This window comes from Streptomyces marokkonensis, from assembly GCF_039539045.1.
GTDB lineage: Bacteria > Actinomycetota > Actinomycetes > Streptomycetales > Streptomycetaceae > Streptomyces > Streptomyces marokkonensis.
In genome coordinates this window covers 15,320-33,560 of sequence record NZ_BAABCQ010000003.1, presented here as the reverse complement: position 1 = coordinate 33,560, position 18,241 = coordinate 15,320, and the positions used below count along the sequence as shown (strand labels likewise).

Below are 18,241 nucleotides of genomic sequence, written 5' to 3'. Positions count from 1 at the left end.
CGGCCCGCGATCCCGATGACGGCGACGGCTCCGTCGTCCCCGGCGGTCGTGTCGGGCCCGGCGGCCGCGTCGTGCTCCGGATCGCCGTCCTGCGCCTGCGCCTGTGCCGGGGTCGGGGCCGAGGCCTGGGCCTGGGCCGAGGGCAGAGGCTTGGCGGGGCCGTCGGGCGGGGGCGCCGCCTGCTCGTCCGGGCCGGGTGCGGCGGCCTGCTCCAGCCGGCTCTCCGCTCCCTCGGCGCGCAGGTGGGCGACGATCTCCGCGGCGCTGCGGCATTCGAAGAGCAGGGTGCGCGGCAGGCGCCCGAACCGTTCGGAGAGCCGTTCCACGGCGCGGATACCGGTCAGGGAGTCGACCCCGAGATCGTCGAAGAGCGTGTCCGCCGTCACCGCCCGCAGCGGATGGCCCGTCACCTCGGCCAGCACCTCGCGGACCACGACGATCAGCGGGTCGCGCGCGGCGGTGCCGTCACCGGCGTCGTCGCGGACGGGCGGCGTGACGGCGGTGGTGCCCTCACCCCCGCCCGCGCCGTCCTGACCGGTGCCGGTGCCGGTGCCGGTGCCGGTGCCGGTGTGGGTGTGGATGCCGGTGTCGGTGTCGGTGTCCGTGCCGGTGTCGGCGTCCGGGCCCGGGAGGAACCACGCCGACGGGCCGGCCGGGTCGCCGTAGAAGACCAGCGGGCACACCGGTCCGTCCGGGTCGGCGCGCAGCAGCGTCTCCAGGACGTCGAGTCCGGCCCGCGTCGGCAGCGGCACGGCTCCCGAGGGGGCGAGCAGCTCGGTCGGGTCGACGGGCGTCGTCATGCCCCCGTCGGCCCAGTACGGCCAGGCGACGGACAGCGTGCGGCCGGTTCGGGTGCCGGCCCGCACGGCGGCGGCCCGGTCCACGGCGATCCGGTCCATCGCCGCGTTGGCGAAGGCGTAGTCGGCCTGTCCCTCGCTGCCCACGGCGGCGGAGACGGAGGAGTACGCCACGAAGAAGTCGAGGTCGAACCCGGCCGTCGCGGCGTCGAGCGCGACCGTGCCCCGCACCTTGGGCCCGGCCACCGCCATGGCCGCCTCCGGGTCCTTGGTCAGCAGGAAGCCGTCGCGCAGGAAGCCCGCGCAGTGGAACACCCCGTGCGGCGCGCGCCCCTCGGCCGTCAGCCGGGCCGCGACCGCTTCGAGGGCGGCGGCGTCGGTGGTGTCCGCGACCACGTGCTCCACCGATCCGCCGGTACGGGCGGCCAGCGCGCGCAGCCGCTCCCAGGCGGGGTCGTCCGGGGCCCGGTCCCGGCGACCGGTGAGGAGCACCTCGGCCCGGTACGAGGCGAGCAGGTGTTCCGCGAGCAGAGCCGCGAGCCGGCCGTGCCCGTTGATCCAGTACCGCCCCCGTTCACGCAACCCGGGGCCGCCTCCCGCGCGCGGGGTGGCGGGCCGGAGCACCGGGGTGCGGCGACCGCCGTCGGAGCCGACGAGCACCAGGCGGGTGCCGGGCGCGGGAGTGGCGGCCTCGGCGGCCAGGACGGCGGCCGTCCGGTCGTCCGGGAACCCGTCGGGCAGCCCCACCGGACACAGGTCGAAGCGCGGGTTCTCCCGGGCCAGGGAGCGGCCGAGCGCGGCGAGTCCGGCACCGACCGCCCCGTGCCCCGGGTCGCCGGACCGGTAGGGGACGCGCAGCACGGCCCCGGTCCGGGCCAGAGGCCGCAGCAGTTCGCGCAGCAGGGCCACGGCCTCGCGCAGGCGGTCCCCCGCGGTGTCCGGGCCGACGGCGGCCGCCGCGTGGACGCCCAGCCAGACGACGACCGGACGGTCCGGGGAGGCGGCACCGCCGTCGGCCGCGCCGGCCGTCGCCGCCGCGATCCTGCGGCCGGCCAGTGCGGCGTCGCCCTCCGGCAGGTCGGTCGCGGGGCCGAGGTGCCGGACCACCGCGTCCCGCAGCGAAGGGGCGCCGCCGAGCACGAACAGCGGCCCCGCCGCCACCGGGGAGCCGGTCCGCCGCGCGGGCGGCAGCGGGACGTCGACCGGGGCGAGCACCCGTACGGCAGGGCCGTCACCGCCCGACTCGCCGCCCGCCGGCACGGTGGGCCTCAGCGCCAGACCCCTCAGCTCCGCGCACGTCCCGCCGTCCGGGTCGTACAGGGTGATGTCGAACTTGCGGACGCGCGCGCCGCCGCCCGCCAGCCGCTGCGGCCTGGCGTGCGCGACCACCTCGGTCGGCAACGGCCCGAAGACGTCGAGGCGTTCCACGGCGAAGGGCAGGTAGCGCTCGCTCGCACCGCCGCCGTGCGCGAGGAAGCCCATCACCGTCTGCAGGGCGCCGTCCAGCAGGGCCGGCGGCAGCACCGCCCCGGCCGGTCCGTCCGCCGTTCCCGAGCGGATGCGCGCCACGACATCCCGCTCGCCGAAGGAGAACTCGGTGACGACCCGGTACAGCGGGCCGTAGTGCACCGCGTGCCGGTCGAACAGCGCGTACAGGTCGGCCGGGGCCAGCGAGGACGGACACCGCTCGCGGAGCGCGGCGAGGTCGGCGGCCGGGGGCGGTGCGGGCGGTGCCGCCGGGTCCGCCGGTGCCGGCACGCGCGCGGTCACGTGGTCGCGGCGGTCCGAAGGCCCGGCGTCGGCGGACGGCGGCGCGGAGGTCACGGTGACGGTCAGCGCGGTCTCGTCGCCGCTCACCTCGGCGCGCAGCACCAGGGGCCCGTCGGCCTCGGCAGGCTGCCGGAAGGTGAGGTCCTCCAGCCGGTGCGGCCGCGCACCCGCCGCCGCGGCGGACGCGGCCCGCACGAACTCCATGGACGCGGCGGCGGGCAGGACCGGCCTGCCTCCCACCACGTGGTCGGCCAGCAGCGGTTCGCCCGGGTCGAGATCCCGCTCGAAGGAGACTCCGCGCAGTGTGGAGGTGTTGCGCTGCACCATGCCGCGGGGGCCCTCCGTCCGGCGCCCGGCCGGGTCGGCCGGGCTGGCGGGGTCGGCCGGGTCGTTCCGGGGGGCGCCCAGGGGCCAGCTGCGGCTGTGGTCGAAGGGGTAGCCGGGCAGCCGCGCCCGCCGGGGCCGGCCGGTGTCCGGGCCGGTCCGCGGCACGTCGTCGCTCTCGCCCGCCTCCCACGCCCGCGCCGCACGCTCCAGGGCGGTGGCTGGTGCGTCCGCGGCGTCGTCCGCCGCGCGTGCGCGCAGGGCCCGTGCCGCCTCCGTCACGTCCCGGGCCACCACGGCCAGGCGGCAGGGCAGTCTGCCGCGCCCCTCGCGGAGCGTGCGGGCCACCGCGTCGAGGGAGTCGGTGTGGTCCTGGCTCTCCAGGTGCGCGGCGAGCCGCTCGGCGGACGCCCGCAGCGCCTCGGGGGTCCGCGCCGACAGGACCAGGGGCACCGGCGCGGCGACGGGTTCCGGGTCCCGCGCCGGGAGCGGGGGTGCCTGCTCCAGGACGACGTGCGCGTTGGTGCCGCCGATGCCGAAGGAGCTGACGGCAGCCCGCCGGAGCCCCTCGGGCACCGGCCAGGACTGGGGCGTCCGGGGCACGAAGAAGCGGCTCGTGGCCAGGCCGAGCAGGGGGTTGGGGGTCTCGTAGCCGTACTGGGGCGGGACGATGCCCTTCTCGAGGGCGAGGACGCACTTGAGGAGCCCGGCGAGGCCGGCGGCCGTGTTGAGGTGCCCCACCACCGACTTGGCGGACCCCAGGGCGCAGGGGACCGCACCCGGACCGTCGCCGTACGCCTCGCGGAGGGCGGAGAACTCCACCGGGTCGCCGAGGGGCGTGCCGGTGCCGTGGGCCTCCACGAGGCCCACCGTGCCGGGAGCCACCGCTCCGACGGCGAGGGCCTCGCTGAGGGCGGCGGCCTGGCCCGCGGGGGAGGGGGCCTGGTAGTCCTGGCGGTCCGCGCCGTCGTTGTTGACGGCGGTCCCGCGGACCACGGCCCGCACCGGGTCGCCGTCGCGCAGCGCGTCGGCGAGGCGGCGCAGCACCACCACGCCGCCGCCGTTGCCGAAGACCGTGCCGTCGGCGCGTGCGTCGAAGGGGCGGCAGACACCGCTGGGGGACAGGATCATGCCGGGGGAGGACGGGTAGCCCGCCTGCGGGAGGTGCAGCGACACCGCGCCGACGAGGGCGGTGTCGCACTCCTCGCCCAGCAGGCTCTCCACGGCCAGGTGGACACCGACCAGCGAACTGGAGCACGCCGTCTGCACGGTGAGCGCCGGCCCGGTCAGGCCCAGGCGGTGGGCGATCCGGGTGGCGGTGAAGTCACGGTCGGCCGAGGAGAAGCGGGCCATGCCCGTCGCGTCGAGGTCCGTGATGCCCACCGGCGGCAGCGTCGGCCGGGCGGAGGAGGTGAACACCCCGGTGGTGCCCGGGGTGTTGCCGGGAGCCAGCCCGGCGTCCTCCAGGGCGGCCCACGCCAGTTCGAGGAGGACCCGCTGCTGCGGGTCGAGCCATTCGGCCTGCCGCGGGTTGAAGCCGAACAGCTCCGCGTCGAAGCGGTCCGCGTCGGACAGCGGGCTGCCCGCGGGCACGAACCCGGGGCGCTCCAGGCGCGCGGGTTCGTGGCCGAGGGCGAGCAGCTCCTCGCGCCCGTGGCTTCGCACCGCCGTCTCCCCGCGGACCAGCAGGTCCCAGTAGGCGGCGGGCGAGGACAGCGGACCGAGGCGGCACGACGCCCCCACGACCGCGACGGCGGTGGGGTCGTCCACGGCCGGTGACGTCTCCTGCTGAACGAAGGACATGGTCATCCTGCTTCCGTGACTGCGCTGCGAAAGGACCGCCTGCGGGCCCGGCGGAGCGCCTGCGGGGACAGCTCCCGGGTGACGGGCCGCCGGACGGCGGGTTCCTGCGGTTCGGCCGGGTCCGCCGCCTCGCCCGGGAGCGCGCCGGGGGCCGGCGGCCTTTCGGGGTCCGGGGGTGCCGGAGCGGCCCCCGGTTCCGGCCGGGCGGTGGCCGGCCGCGGCTCGGCGGTGTGCCCGGCGGCCAGGCGTTCCGCCACGAGGGCCGCCTGAGCGGCCGGTGTCGGGTGGGAGAAGAGGTCGCCCATCTCCAGGCGGGCGGCCGGGAACCGGGCCGAGAGGCGGGCGAACAGGGTGCCCAGGAGGACCGAGTTGCCCCCCGCCGCGAAGAACGTCAGGTCCCGGTCCACCTCGTCCACGCCGAGCAGCTCCCGCCACTCCTGCGCGATCCGCCGTCCGGCGTCCTCCGGGCCGTCCCCGGGGCCGATTTCGACAGGGTCGGCCGGGGACGCCGCGCGACCGGCCGGGGTGGCAGGCCCGGTGGCCGACCCGATGGCAGGTCCGGTGGCCGAGCCGGTGACCGGCCCGGCGGCCAGCTCGGAGGCCAGGGCGGACCGGTCCGTCTTGCCGTTGGGTGTACGGGGGAGCCGCGCCCGCACCACGTACTCCTGCGGCCGCATCCACTCGGGCAGGCGGCACGCCGCGAACCCGGCCAGGTCCGCCGGGTCCGGGTCCGCACCGCCCGCCCGGGGCACCACGACCGCCACCAGGCGCGCGGCCGCACCGTCCCCCCGGACCAGGACCACGGCGCGTCCCGTCCCCGGGTGCTCGCCGAGGACCGTCTCGACCTCGCCCAGTTCGAGCCGGTGGCCGCGGATCTTCACCTGGGTGTCCGCGCGGCCCACGAAGCGCAGGGAGCCGTCGGACGCACGCCTGACCAGGTCGCCGGTACGGAACCACCGTCCACCGAGCCCCGGAGCCAGCGGGTGCCCGGTGAACCGCCGCGCGGTCTGCTCCGGCAGCCCCCAGTACCCGAGGGCGACCGCGGGGCCGCCGATCCACAGTTCACCCGTGTCGCCGTCCGCCGCGACCGCCGGCCGGCCGTCCGGCCCCGGCACGGTGACGGCCAGGGCGGTGGCGCCCACCGGCTCGCCGAGGACCACCGGCCCCTCGGCGGACAGCTCGGCCGCGGTCGACCAGATGGTGGCCTCGGTCGGCCCGTACACGTTCCACAGCGAGCCCACCCGGGCGGCCAGCGCGCGGGCGAGCTGCGGCGGCAGCGGTTCGCCGCCGCACAGGGCCGTGAGCCCCGGCCGTCCCGGCCAGCCGCCGTCCAGCAGGAGCTGCCAGCCACTGGGCGTGGCCTGGAGCACCGTGATCCCCTCGGCCTCCAGGACCCGGTCCAGCCGGGTGGCGTCCCGCACGGTGTCGCGGTCCGCCACCACGACGCGGCCGCCCCCGCAGGCCAGGGGGAGGAAGAGCTCCAGCACCGAGATGTCGAAGCTCGCCGTGGTGACCGCCAGCAGCCGGTCCCGCGCCCCCCAGCCCAGCAGCGTCCGGAACGCGTCCAGTGTGTGCAGGACGCTGCGGTGGCTGACGGCCACTCCCTTGGGCCGCCCGGTGCTGCCGGACGTGAACATGAGGTACGCGGGAGCGCCGGGGTCGGTGGGCTCGTCGCCACCCGCTTCCGCACCGGCGTCCGGCGGCCCGTCGGAGAGCTCGTCGAGCAGCACGGTGCGCACCCCGGCGTCCGCCAGGTGCCCGGCCTCCGACCGCTCGGTCACCGCGACCGCGCACCCCGCGTCCGCCAGGACGTTCCGGATGCGCTCGGCCGGGTAGGACGCGTCGAGCGGCACGTACGGGCACCCGGCCCGCAGGACGCCCAGCAGCGCCACCGGGAGGCGGGCGCTGCGGCCCACGAGCACGGCGACCGGCTCGCCCGGCCGCGCACCGGCCGCGCGCACCGCCCGGGCCAGGGCCGCGGTACGCCGGTCCGCCTCGGCGTAGGTCAGGGTGGCGCCCGACGTGTCGCGCACCGCCACCTCGTCCGGACACCGCCGGACCAGGGCGCGGAAGCGTCCGGGCACCGTCAGCGCACCGGGCCGCAGCAGGTCGCCGGCCGGGGCGTCGAGGTCGTCGGCGAGCGCCGCGGCCAGGACGAACCAGGTGTCCGTGAACGCGTCGAGTTCCGAGGACGTCAGCGCGGTGCGGCGGCGGTTGGCGAGGATCTCCACGCCGTCGGCCGTGTCGGTCAGTTCCAGTCCCAGGTCCCAGTGGCCGCCCTGGCTCCGGATGAAGATCCGTTCCGCCAGCGGGCCGGGACCGGCGCCGGGCGGGCGCGGCCAGTTCTGGTAGGCGAAGGTCAGGGTGGGCACCGCCGGGTCGCCGCCGGCGTCCCGGCACAGCCCGGCGGCGGCCGGATAGGGCAGGTCGGCCAGCGCCTGCGCCGAACGCACCTCCTCGTGCAGCTCGGTGAGCCAGTGGCGCAGCGACCGACCGGGGTCGGGCCGCAGGCGGACCACCACGGAGTTGACGAAGTGCCCGACGGTCCGGTCGTACTCGGGGCCCGGGCGCCCGTAGGTGGGCACCGAGACGAGGAAGGAGGTCCGGCCGGTGACCGAGGCGACGGTGAGGGCGTAGGCGGCGAGCTGGACGGTGAAGTCGCTGACCCCGGCCGCCCTGGCGGCGGCGCGCAGGCGGTCGCGCAGCGCGCCCGGCATGCGGTACTCGCGGTGTCCGGCCGCCCAGGGGTCCGCGTCGGGCGTGCCGCCGGGGAAGCGTGGAGCCTCGGGCACCGTGCGCAGCCGTTCCCGCCAGGCCCGCCCCGCCTCCTCGCGGCGCGCCGTGTCCGTCTCCTCCAGGGAGAGGAACCGGCCGAACGAGGCCGCGGCGGAGGCCGGCTCCGGCACCGCGCCGTCCGGCGCCGGGCGCTCCAGCAACGCGCTCAGGTCCTCGGCGAGCAGCTCCACCGACCGGCCGTCCGCGACCAGGTGGTGCACCGTCAGCTGGAGCACGTCACGGCCCGAGCCGTCGTCCCACAGCACGGCGCGCACGGCGGGTCCGGTCTCCAGCGGCAGTCGCCGGGCCGCCTCGTCGCGCAGGGCGTCGAACAGCTCCTCGGGGGGCACGCCCCGGAGGTTCCACACCCCGGCGTCCGCGGTCACCGGCAGCAGACGGAGGGATCCGCCCTCGGGGCCGACGCGCCGGGCGAGCGCAGGATGACGGGTGAGCAGAGCGGCCACGGCAGCCGCGGCCGCGTCCCGGTCCTGGTCCGCCGGGAGCCGCCAGGCCACCGACAGGTTGTAGGGGGCGTGGGGCCGGGCCGCGTACTCCGCGGCCCACAGGGGCATCTGGCGCTCCGTCACCGGCCAGTGGTCCGCGGTGCCGGGGTCCGGCGCCGTGCGGTCCGCCGTGCGGTCGTCCGCGGTGCCGGGGTCCGGCGCCGTGCCGTCCGCCGTGCGGTGCGCCGTGCCGTGGTCCGTCGTGACGTACGTCGCCGTCTCCGGCGGGCCGGGCGGTCGTGCGGGGGCGGCGGCCCGCGCCAGGGCGTCGCCGTGGGTGGCGAGCAGACCCTCGGCGAGTTCGGCGATGCTGTCGTGGTCGTACAGGGTGCTGCGCGGCAGCCGGCCGAGGGAGTTCTCCAGGGTCCGTCCGAGCCGCGTCAGGGCGATGGAGTCCACCCCGAGCGCGGTGAGTTGGGCGTCCGGCGCGAGGTCGTCCACGGGCAGGCCGGTCACCGCGCGGACCTGCTCGGTCAGCCATCGGACCGCCGCGGCGCGGAGATCCTCGGCGCCCCGGGGCGGGGCACCGGCCGCGGCGGCAGCCGGTGGTGCGGTGCCGGCGGTCGGGGAGGGGCGGGGGTCCGGGGTGGTGCCGGCGGCCGGCGTGGGGCCGGGGTCCGGCGTGGGGCCGGGGTCCCGGAGGACGCCGGTCTCCGGGGCGGAGCCGGTGGTGCGGGCGCCGGTCGCCCGGGCCCAGCGGCCGAGGTCGCCGTGGGCGAGGACGGCGTGCGCCGCCGTCGCGCCGGGCGCGAGCAGCCGCCACAGCTCCTCGGCGGCCTCCGTGACGGGCAGGGCCTCCAGTCCGTAGGTGTCGCGCAGGAAGTCGAGCGTCGCGGCGGGCGGACGCATCCCGCCGCCGGTCAGCGCCGGCCAGCCCACGGCGAGGGTGCGGCCCGGCCTGTCCCCGGCCGCCACCCGCAGGGCCCGGGCCTCGGCGAAGCCGTCGAGGAAGCCGTTGGCGAAGGCGTAGTCCGCCTGCCCCTGGTTGCCGACGTGGACGGCCACCGACGACGCCAGGACGAAGAAGTCCAGCGGGTGACGGGCCAGTGCGGCGTCCAGCGCGGCGGCGCCCAGCAGTTTCACCCGGCAGACCTCGTCCACCGCCTCGGCCGTCTTGGTGCGCAGGAACCCGTCGCGCAGCACCCCCGCCAGACACACCACGCCGTTGAGCCGCAGGCCCCGGGAGTCCAGTTCGGCGGCGAGAGCGGCCACCGCTCCGGGATCGGTGACGTCGCACGGCAGGGTGACGACCCGGTCGTCCGGCCCGGTACCGGGCGCGCCGGGCGCCGGGGTGACCGGCGCGCGCCGCCCGGCGACCACCACGCGCGCCTGCGGCGCCCGGCGGAGGATCGACGCGGTGACGGCCCGGCCGAGCCCGCCCGTACCGCCCACCACGAGGTAGCAGCCGTCGGCCCGCAGCTCCGACGGGCGCCGGGACCGCGGCAACCGCTCCAGCGCGGCGGCCAGGCGGGCGCCGCCGGACGTCAGGCGCACCCACGGGAGAGGCGCGGACCGGGCCAGCTCGGCGCGGACCGAGGCGGCCGCGTCCCCGGGCGCGTGCGCGCTCCACGGACGGTCCACCGAGACCAGCCCGATGCCGAAACGGCCGGTCTCGCCCGCGGCCGTGCGCACCAGACCGTGCAGCGCGTGCTGCGCCGCCTGCGCCGCGCCGGTACCGGCGCACGCCACCAGGCGAACCTGCGCTCCGGGCGGCCGGCGGCCGGCGACGAGCGCGCGCAGCGCCGCGAAGACCGGCAGGGCCACCGTCGCGGCGAACCGCTCGTAGCCGCCGGAGGCCTCGGAGGGGCTGTCCCACAGGCGGTCGCCGTCGGGCGCCAACTCCTCCTGGTCCAGGAGCAGGAGGGCGTCCGCGTCGTCGTCGAGCCGGGCGAGGGCCGCGTCGAGGGCGGCACGGGCGGCCGCGGGGTCGGCGGGGGGAAGGGCGTCCCAGGTCAGGGTCGCGCCGGCCAGGTCCGCCAGGGCGCCGCCGAGGGGGCCCCGGCCGCCGACGACCAGCAGACCACGGCGGCCGGGCACCGGCGGCGGCTCGGCCGCGGAGGACCACGTCAGGGCGTACGCGGCGGTGCGTTCGCCGTCGCCGTCGAGGACAGGCGGGCGTCCCGTGCCGTCCGTCGCGGGGCCGGGGCGCGACACTGCGGCCGGGGGCGGGGTCAGGGCGTCCGCGCGCAGCAGGAATCCCTCGACGTCGGCGACCGGGGCCCCGGTGGGGTCGACGAGCCGCAGATCCAGGACGTGCGTGCCGCGCGGGCCAGCGGCGCGTGCCGGACGCACATGGACGTACACCGGGCCGACGGCGGGGCGGTGGACCCTGAACCGGTCGACGGACAGGGGATGCAGCCGTTCCCTCGGCGGCTGCCCGTCCGTAGCCATGACCGCGTAGCCGGCCGCCTGGAAGGCGCCGTCCAGCACGGCCGGGTGCAGCACCGGCCGCCCGGCGGGTGCGGCCGGGCCGTCGGCGTCGATCCGGGCCAGGACCTCGGCGCCGCGGCGGACCACGTCGGTGACGCGCCGGTAGCCGGGGCCGTAGGCGAAACCGTGGGCGGACAGCACCCGGTAGAAGGCGTCGGCGGAGCCGGTGCCGGCGCCGGCCAGCGCCGCGTCCAGCCGCTCCGGCAGGTAGGCGAGCAGACCGGCGAAGGCATCGGGGTCCGTCCCGTCCCGCGGTTCCCGGGCGACGGAGCCGCGCACCACGGCCGTGTCCGCGCAGCGGACGGCGAAGGGGAGCCGGTCCCCGGGCGCCGGCCCGTCGCCCCGCGGCCCGTCCTCGAACACCACGTCGGCGCCCGCGTCGGTGCCCCGCCAGGGGCTGGCGAAGGTGACGTCCTCGACGGCCACGGCGTACGGATCGGTCCCCCGGGCCAGCAGCGACTCGCACACGGTCTCCAGGGCGAGCGCGGCCGGGACCAGAGGGGCGCCGTCGACCACGTGGTCCGTCACCCACGGATGTCCCTCGGGCAGGCCGACCCGCACCGTGTCGCCGGCCGGCGCGGCCGTCACCACGGGCAGCAGCCGGCCGGTCCGCAGCGGCAGCACGGCGGCCTCCAACGCGCCGGCCGGGGGCCCGGCCACCCGGTGCCGCCGCCCCGCGAAGGGAGTGGTGGGCAGGGCGACCCTGCGGTACGGGGCGGCCTCCACCGTGTCCCACGCGCTCGCTCCCGACGCCACCCAGGCACGGGCCACGCGCGGCGCCTCCCCGTCGGGCGTGTCCGCCCACCCGGACCCGTCCGAGCCCGGCTCCGGCTCCGGCTCCGGTGAGAGGCCGTCACCGCCGGCGACGACCAGCGCGGGGTGGTGTTCCCCGGCTGCCAGCGCCCGCAGCGCGGCGCGGGCCGTGCCGACGTCCTCGGGTCCCGCGCAGAGCACCGCGGCCCGGCACGGCCACTCGTCGCGCCCCTCGCGCAGGGTGCCGGCCACGTCGGCCAGGGACACCGGGCCCGTCAGCGTCTCGCCGGAGCCGTCGAGCAGGGCGGCCAGGCGGTCCGCGACACGGGCGAGGCGCCCGGGGTCGGGGGCGCCCACCGGGAGGACGAGCGGCCCCGAGGCCGGGTCGGGCGCGGGCCGGTGACCGGTGAACTCCTCGACCACCACGTGCGCGTTGGACCCGCCCGCGCCGAAGGAGCTGACGGCCGCGCGCCGCACGTCCGGGGCGCCCTCGCCCGCGGACCACCGCTCCTCGTCGTGCTGCACCCGCAGCGGGCCGCCGGCCAGTTCGAGGCGGTCGTTCTCCGGACGGGCGTGCAGGCTCGGCACCAGCTTCCGGTGCCGCAGTTGCAGGATGGCCTTGGTCAGCCCGGCCACGCCGGCCACCGCTTCGCCGTGCCCGATGTTCGACTTCACCGAGCCGATCCGCACGGAACCGGGGCGCACCGCGGGATCGGTCCCGAACGCCCGCGCCAGGGCGCGTACCTCGATCGGGTCGCCCAGTTCCGTCCCGGTGCCGTGCGCCTCGACGTAGCCGATGTCGTGCGGGAGCAGTCCCGCGCGGTCGAGCGCCAGGCCGATCAGTTCGGCCTGCGCGACGGGGCTCGGCACGGTGTAACCCCCGCCCTGGCCACCGTGGTTGACCGCGCTGCCGGTGAGGACCGCGTACACGGTGTCCCCGTCCGCGAGCGCCCGTTGCAGCGGCTTGAGGAGCACGGCCCCGGCGCCCTCGCCGGGCACGAAGCCGTCGCCCCCGGCGCCGAAGGCCCGGTTCAGCGGTCCGTGCGAGGTCATGCCCACCGAGGCGAGCGCGGCGAACCGGTCCGGGTGGGTGAACAGGTGCACGCCCCCGGCCAGGGCGAGGTCGGCGTCCCCGCAGGCCAGTGCCTGGCAGGCCAGGTGGATCGCGGTCAGCGAGGAGGAGCACATGGTGTCCACGGCCAGGCTCGGCCCGCTGAGGTCGAAGGCGTAGGACACGCGGTTGGCGACGGAGGAGTAGGCGGTGATGCCGTACTCGGCGTTGTCCGCGCCCGCCAGGCGGGCGTCGCGCTGCGCCAGCAGGCCGCTGTGCGAGGTGACGCCCACGTACACGCCCACGCGGTCCGCCGACACCCGCTGGGAGAGCCGGGACCGGGAGTAGCCGGCCGACTCGAACGCCTCCCACGCCGTCTCCAGGAACTGCCGCTCCTGGGGGTCGAGCACGGCGGCGTCACGGGGCGGGATGCGGAACAGTTCCGCGTCGAACCGGTCCCAGTCGTCGAGGAAGCAGCCCCACCGGGTCGTGTTCGGGTCCAGGACGTGCGCCGTCCGCCAGTCCCACCGGTCGGCGGGGACCTCGCGCACGGCCGTACGTCCCTCGGACAGCAGCCGCCACAACCCGTCCACGTCGGACGCGCCGGGGTAGCGGCCCGCGAGGCCGACGACCGCCACGGGCGGCTGCGCTGCCGCCCCGCGGGAGGCGGCCGGGCGCGGGCGGCGCGGCGGCGCGGCCGGGGGTTCGGCGTGGGGCGGCCGGGCGGCCGGGTACGGGGCCTGCGGCGGCCGGGCGTCCGGGGATGCGGCGAGGGGCGCGTTCCGCACGGCGGGGCGCTCGTCGGCGCCGTCCGCTGCGGCGGCCGAGGCGAGGCGGCCGGCCAGTGCGCCGATCGTGCCGTACTCGTGGAGGGTGGTGCCGGGCAGCGGCCCGAAGACGCCGCTCAGCGCCGCCGTCAGCTCCACGTGCAGCAGCGAGTCCACCCCCAGCTCCCGCCACGGACGGTCGGCGGGCAGGGGCCGGTCGCCGGGAAGCACGCCCCGCACCACGGAACGGATGCGTTCCTCCAGCGCGGCCCGCGCCGTCCGCCCGTCCCGTCCGGTCGCAACGTCGGCCTGCTCCGGCACGTGCGCTCCCTCCTCGTGGCCCTGCGCGTACGGGCCCCCGTGGTCGTCGTGGTCGTCGTGGTCGTCGGTGGCCGTCGGCGAAGTGCGGCGGGCGTCGTCACCGGCGGCGACGGTGCCCACCGCGTCGGGACGGAAGGCGTCCAGCGCCCGGGGACGCCCGCCGAGCACGAGCGCGTACGGGTCGGGCGCGCGCACGCACCGCTCCAGTGCCGCGCAGGCGTCGGCGGTGTCGAGGGCCTCCAGGCCCGGGTGGGCCGCCCGCACCGCCTCGGTGTAGCGTCGCGCGAGCCCGGTGTCCCGCCACAGGCCCCAGGCCACCGCCCGGGTGGGCGTCCGCGGCCCGTCGAGGGCGACCGCGATCCGGTCGAGGCAGGCGTTGGCGGCGGCGTACGCGAGACCGCCCTGGCTGCCGAAGACCCCCAGGAACGACGAGAACAGCACCAGGGCCGTCCCCGGGCGGCGGGCCCGTGCCCGGTGCAGCGGCCCGATCGCGGCGAGCTTCGCGTCGCGCAGCGGGTCCAGTGCGTCGCCGGTGAGCTGGGACAGCAGCGCGTCGTGCGCCGCCCCCGCCGCGTGCAGGACGGCGTCGGGCGGCCCGTACCGCTTGGCGCAGTGCGCGAACGCCGCCTCCACGTCGGCCTCGTCCCGGACGTCGCCCCGCACGTAGTGGGCGTCCCCGCCGGCCTCCCGGACGTCCCGGACCAGCGAGCGCACGGTGGCGTCGGGCGCGGAGCGGCCCACCAGGACCAGCCGGGCGCCCCGCCGGGCGGCGAGCTCGCGGGCGACCGTCCCTCCCACGCCGCCCGCGCCGCCGAACACGAGCAGCACCGGGGACCGGTTCGGCCACAGGGCGTCCCCGGACGCGGCGGAGGGCGTGTCGGGTGCCGGGACGAGGCACTCCACGCGCCGCTCCCCGTCGGCCCCGAGCGACACGAGCGGCGCCCGGCGGCCGCACGGTTCGGCCAGGACCGCCGCGAGCGGAGGCGCCCCGGCGGCCCCCGGACCGGGCAGGTCGACGGCGGCCACCGACAGCAGCGGGGACTCCAGCGGCAGCGAACGCACCGCGCCGAGCAGCGCCCCCTGCAACGCGGCGCCCTCACCGCCGGGCGCGGCCAGGCCGGTGGTGACGAGCGTCAGCGTCGCGGCCGACCGGCGCGCGTCCAGCGCCGCGGCCGTCCGCACCACGGTGCGCAGCCAGCGGTGCAGGCGGGCGCTGCCCGAGGCGTCGAGGTGCCAGCGGGCCCCGCCCACGACGAACAGCACGCGCACCGGCGTCCGCCCGCCCGGCGGCTCCGGCGGCTCCCCGTCGTACGGGACCAGCTGGGGGGCGGGCAGCACGCCGTCCGCCCAGGAGCGCGCCAGGTCCTCGGTGCCGGGGTCGTGGAACAGGAGGGTGACGGCGCCCTCGGCCCGCCCCGGGTCCGGCAGCGCCCCGGCCGCCGGGGCGTGCACCCAGCGCGGAACGTGGACCGAGGCGGGAGCGTGGGACGCGGGTTCGCGCGGTGCCGGGCCGGCCGGTGCGCCGTCCCGTTCCCAGGGCGGTGCGAACCGCTGGCGGAGAAAGGGGTGGCCCGGCACCGCTGCGCGCCGTGGCGGACGGTCCGGGCCCGGCCAGTGCGCCGCCCAGTCGACGTCCTGCCCCGCCGACCAGCGCGCGGCGGGCCCGTCCGGGTCGCCGGCGCCGTCGAGCGCGGGGTGGGGGGTGCCGGCGGCGAGCGCCCGCAGGGCGTCGCGCAGCTCGTCGGGACCGCCCGCCGTCACCGCCGCCCGCACCGGCAGCGCCGCACGGCCCGTCTGCAGGGTCCACGCCCAGGCGCCGAGGTCGGCCGTCCGCCCTCCGGCGGTGGCCCGGTCGAGGTGGTCCAGCAGGGCCCGGGCCAGGGCCGGCAGGGCCCGCGGAGTGGCCACCGACAGCGGCAGGACGTACGGCACGTCCTCCCTGACGGGCGCTCCGGGCTCCTCTGCGCACTCCTCCAGTACGGCGTGGGCGTTGGACCCCCCGATGCCGAACGAGCTGACGGCGGCCCGCCGCGGCGACCCTCCCGCGGGCCACGGCCCGGTCCGCCCGGCGACGACGAGGGCGCTGTCCGAGAGGTCGACGGCGGGGTTGAGCCGGGTGAAGTGCGGGGTGCCGGGGATCGTCCGGTGCCGCATGGCCAGCAGCACCTTCACCACCCCGGCGAGCCCCGCGGCGGCCTCCAGGTGTCCGATGTTGGCCTTCACCGAGCCCACCGGCAGCGCCCCGCCGGGTCCGGCCGCGTCACCGGTGCCGACGGCCGCGCGCAGCGCCTCCAGCTCGATCGGGTCGCCGAGCGGGGTGCCGGTGCCGTGGGCCTCCACGTAACCGAGGTCCCGGCCGCTCAGCCCGGCCCGGTCGAGCACGTCGCGGATCAACCGGGTCTGCGCCCGGGGGTTCGGCGCGGTGGGGCCGCTGGCCCGGCCGCCGTGGTTGGCGCGGGCCGCCCGCACGACGGCGCGCAGCGGGTCCCCGTCCGCCCGCGCCCGGTGCCGGGACCTGAGCACCAGCCAGACCGCCCCCTCACCCCGTACGTAGCCGTCGGCGCCCGCGTCGAAGGCGCGGCTCAGACCCTGCGGGGACAACATCCCGGCCTGCTGGAACGCGGCCTGGTTGAAGCCGTTGCCGAGCAGGTTCACCCCGCCGACCAGCGCGGTGTCGCACTCGCCGCGTTCGATCGCGCTCACCGCCAGCACCAGCGCCGTGAGCGACGCGGAGCAGGCGGTGTCCACGGTGATGCTGGGGCCCGTCAGGTCGTAGTGGTACGAGATCCGGTTGGCCAGGAAGGTGGGGAGCGTGCCGAGCGTGGCGTACCCGTCGGCGGCCCCCGCGGCGACCGTGCGCTCCCGGAAGTCGTAGCTGGAGGCGCCCACGAAGACGCCGGTCCGGGTGCCGGCGAGACGGGCGGGCGGCAGGCCGGCGTCCTCCAGGGCGTGCCGGCTCAGTTCGAGCAGGACCCGCTGCTGCGGATCCATCGACCGTGCCTGGCGCGGCGGTATGCCGAAGAACTCGGCGTCGAACGCGTTCGGTTCGGCCAGCAGCCCGGCGCGGTGCGTGCCGTGCGCGGCGTCCCCGTCCGGGACCGGTCCCAGACGCCCGGCCGGCACCTCGGTGACGGTGCACTCCTCCCGCACGAGGACGTCCCAGAAGGCGTCGGTGTCCTCCGCGCCGGGGAAGCGGCACGCCATGCCCACGACGACGGCCGCCCGGTCGTCCTCGGCGGAGCGGGACCTCCCGTGGCCGGTGGCGGCGACAGCGGTCGAGGGGGCGGGGGAGTGGGCCGGCTCCCCGACGGCCGACGCCAGCGAGCGCAGGGTCGGGTGATGCCAGACCGCGGTTTCCGGGAGGCGGCAGCCGAAGGTCTCGTTGGCGAGCGTGACCAGGTGCACGGCGCGCTTGGAGGTCAGTCCGTGCTCCCCGAGCGGGGCGTCTGGCGCCGGGGCGTGCTCCATCACCTGTCCGGCCAGGGCGGTCAGGCGGGCCAGGACCCCGCCGTCCGGGCCGTCGGGACCGGGCGGCGCGGACGCGGGACCGGGCGGCGCGGACGCGGGGGCGGGGGCGGCGGTCCGGTGGTCCGGCCGCTCCTCGCCCGTCTCCACCACCCGTTGCCGTACGGCCTCCAGGAAGCGTGCCGCCTCCCGGCCGTTGAGGACGGCGTGGTCGTAGGCGAGGGTCAGCAACCGCCGGCCGTCCGCCGCGGACGGCGCGCCGAGCAGCAGGGTGCCCACGGCCGGCGGCACCACGACGGGCGTGCCGTGCAGGGCGCCGTCGTCGTCGAGCGCCGACACCAGCAGCGTGGCGGTGCCGTCCACCGTGGACCACCCGCTCCGCGCCGCGTCGATGCCCTCTACCCAACGCCCGGCGAAGGCACCGAAGTCGTCGTCGGCGGCGTGCGGCAGGCCCGCCACCACCAGGTCGGCGTCGTCGGTGGCGACCGCCAGCCCGAGCGTCACGTCCCGGAAGACCCGCAGGGTGTCGCGGCCCACCCGGCGTGCCCGCAGCCGGGGGTGGGCCCGCGCGGTGAGCGCCGCCAGCCGGGCCAGCGCCTGGAAGTCGCTGACGAAACCCACGTCCGTCCCGGCGCGCAACCGGGCCGCCGTCCGCCGCAGGGCCGCCGCGTCCAGGGCCACCGTGACGGTGCCGGCCGTCACTTCGGCACGCGCACGGTCCAGGGCCCGGTTCAACCGGACCTGCGAGGCCGACAGCGGCACGTCGTCGTAGCCGGGCTCGTCATGACGGGGCTCGTCACGGCCGGGCTCGTCATGGCCGTGCTCGTCCGCGGGCGCGGCCCCGGCCTCCAGGTGGCGGTCGATGTCGGCGGGGGTGAGCATCGAGCCCCGGCGCGGTATCCGGGACAGCTCCTGCGGGCCGAGTCCGCGCAGCCGGGCGTGCTTGCGTGCCGGCGGTGACATACGGAGGTCCGCGGGCGTCACCTCGGCGGGAGCACCGGCACCCGACACGTCGGTCCCGGCCGGAGTGCCCCTCCCGGCCGGCGTGTTCGTCTCGGCCGGTGTGTCCGTCTCAGCGGGCATGTCCGTCTTGGCGGGCGTGTCCGTCTCGGCCGACGCGTCCGTCCCCGCGGGGCCGGCCGTCGCGTCCCGCCCGGGGCCCGGCGCCGGCGCCACAGGGGCCGGGGCGTCGGCCTGGGCGAGGGCCATCGGCGCACCGGTGGCGACCACGTCGCCCTCCTCGACCAGCCACCGTGTCAGCCGGCCGCTGAAGGGGGCGTCGACGTCCACGGTGACCTTGTCCGTCTCGCACTCGTACAGCGGCTCGCCCTCGGTGACGCGCTCACCGGCCGCCCGGTAACACCGCAGCAGCCGTGCCTCGGCGACGTCCTCGGACAGCCGTGGAAGCCGTACGGACGAGGCGGCGTCCGTACAGTCGCCGGTCGCGTCCTCCCGGTTGCCGTCTGCCGTCCCCGCTCCCAT

Annotated in this window: 2 protein-coding genes (1 of these 2 only partly in view); both read right to left on the bottom strand. The window is 78.4% G+C overall.

The window, feature by feature from the left end; genetic code table 11:
* Nucleotides 1-4,700 carry the 5' portion of a beta-ketoacyl synthase N-terminal-like domain-containing protein gene (locus tag ABEA26_RS01300; protein WP_345588325.1) on the bottom strand. It extends 2,368 nt beyond the left edge of the window, so the window shows 4,700 of its 7,068 coding nt (coding positions 1-4,700); it begins with the start codon at nt 4,698-4,700; its stop codon lies off the left edge, out of view.
* Complete coding sequence (locus ABEA26_RS01295; RefSeq protein ID WP_345588323.1) at nt 4,697-18,241, bottom strand: amino acid adenylation domain-containing protein; 13,545 nt, start codon at nt 18,239-18,241, stop codon at nt 4,697-4,699. The genes ABEA26_RS01300 and ABEA26_RS01295 overlap by 4 nt, the downstream gene beginning before the upstream one ends.

Coding starts and splice junctions, on each gene's coding strand:
- ABEA26_RS01295 (WP_345588323.1), bottom strand. CDS start 18,241: ATGGGAGCGGGGACGGCAGACGGCAACCGGGAGGACGCGACCGGCGAC.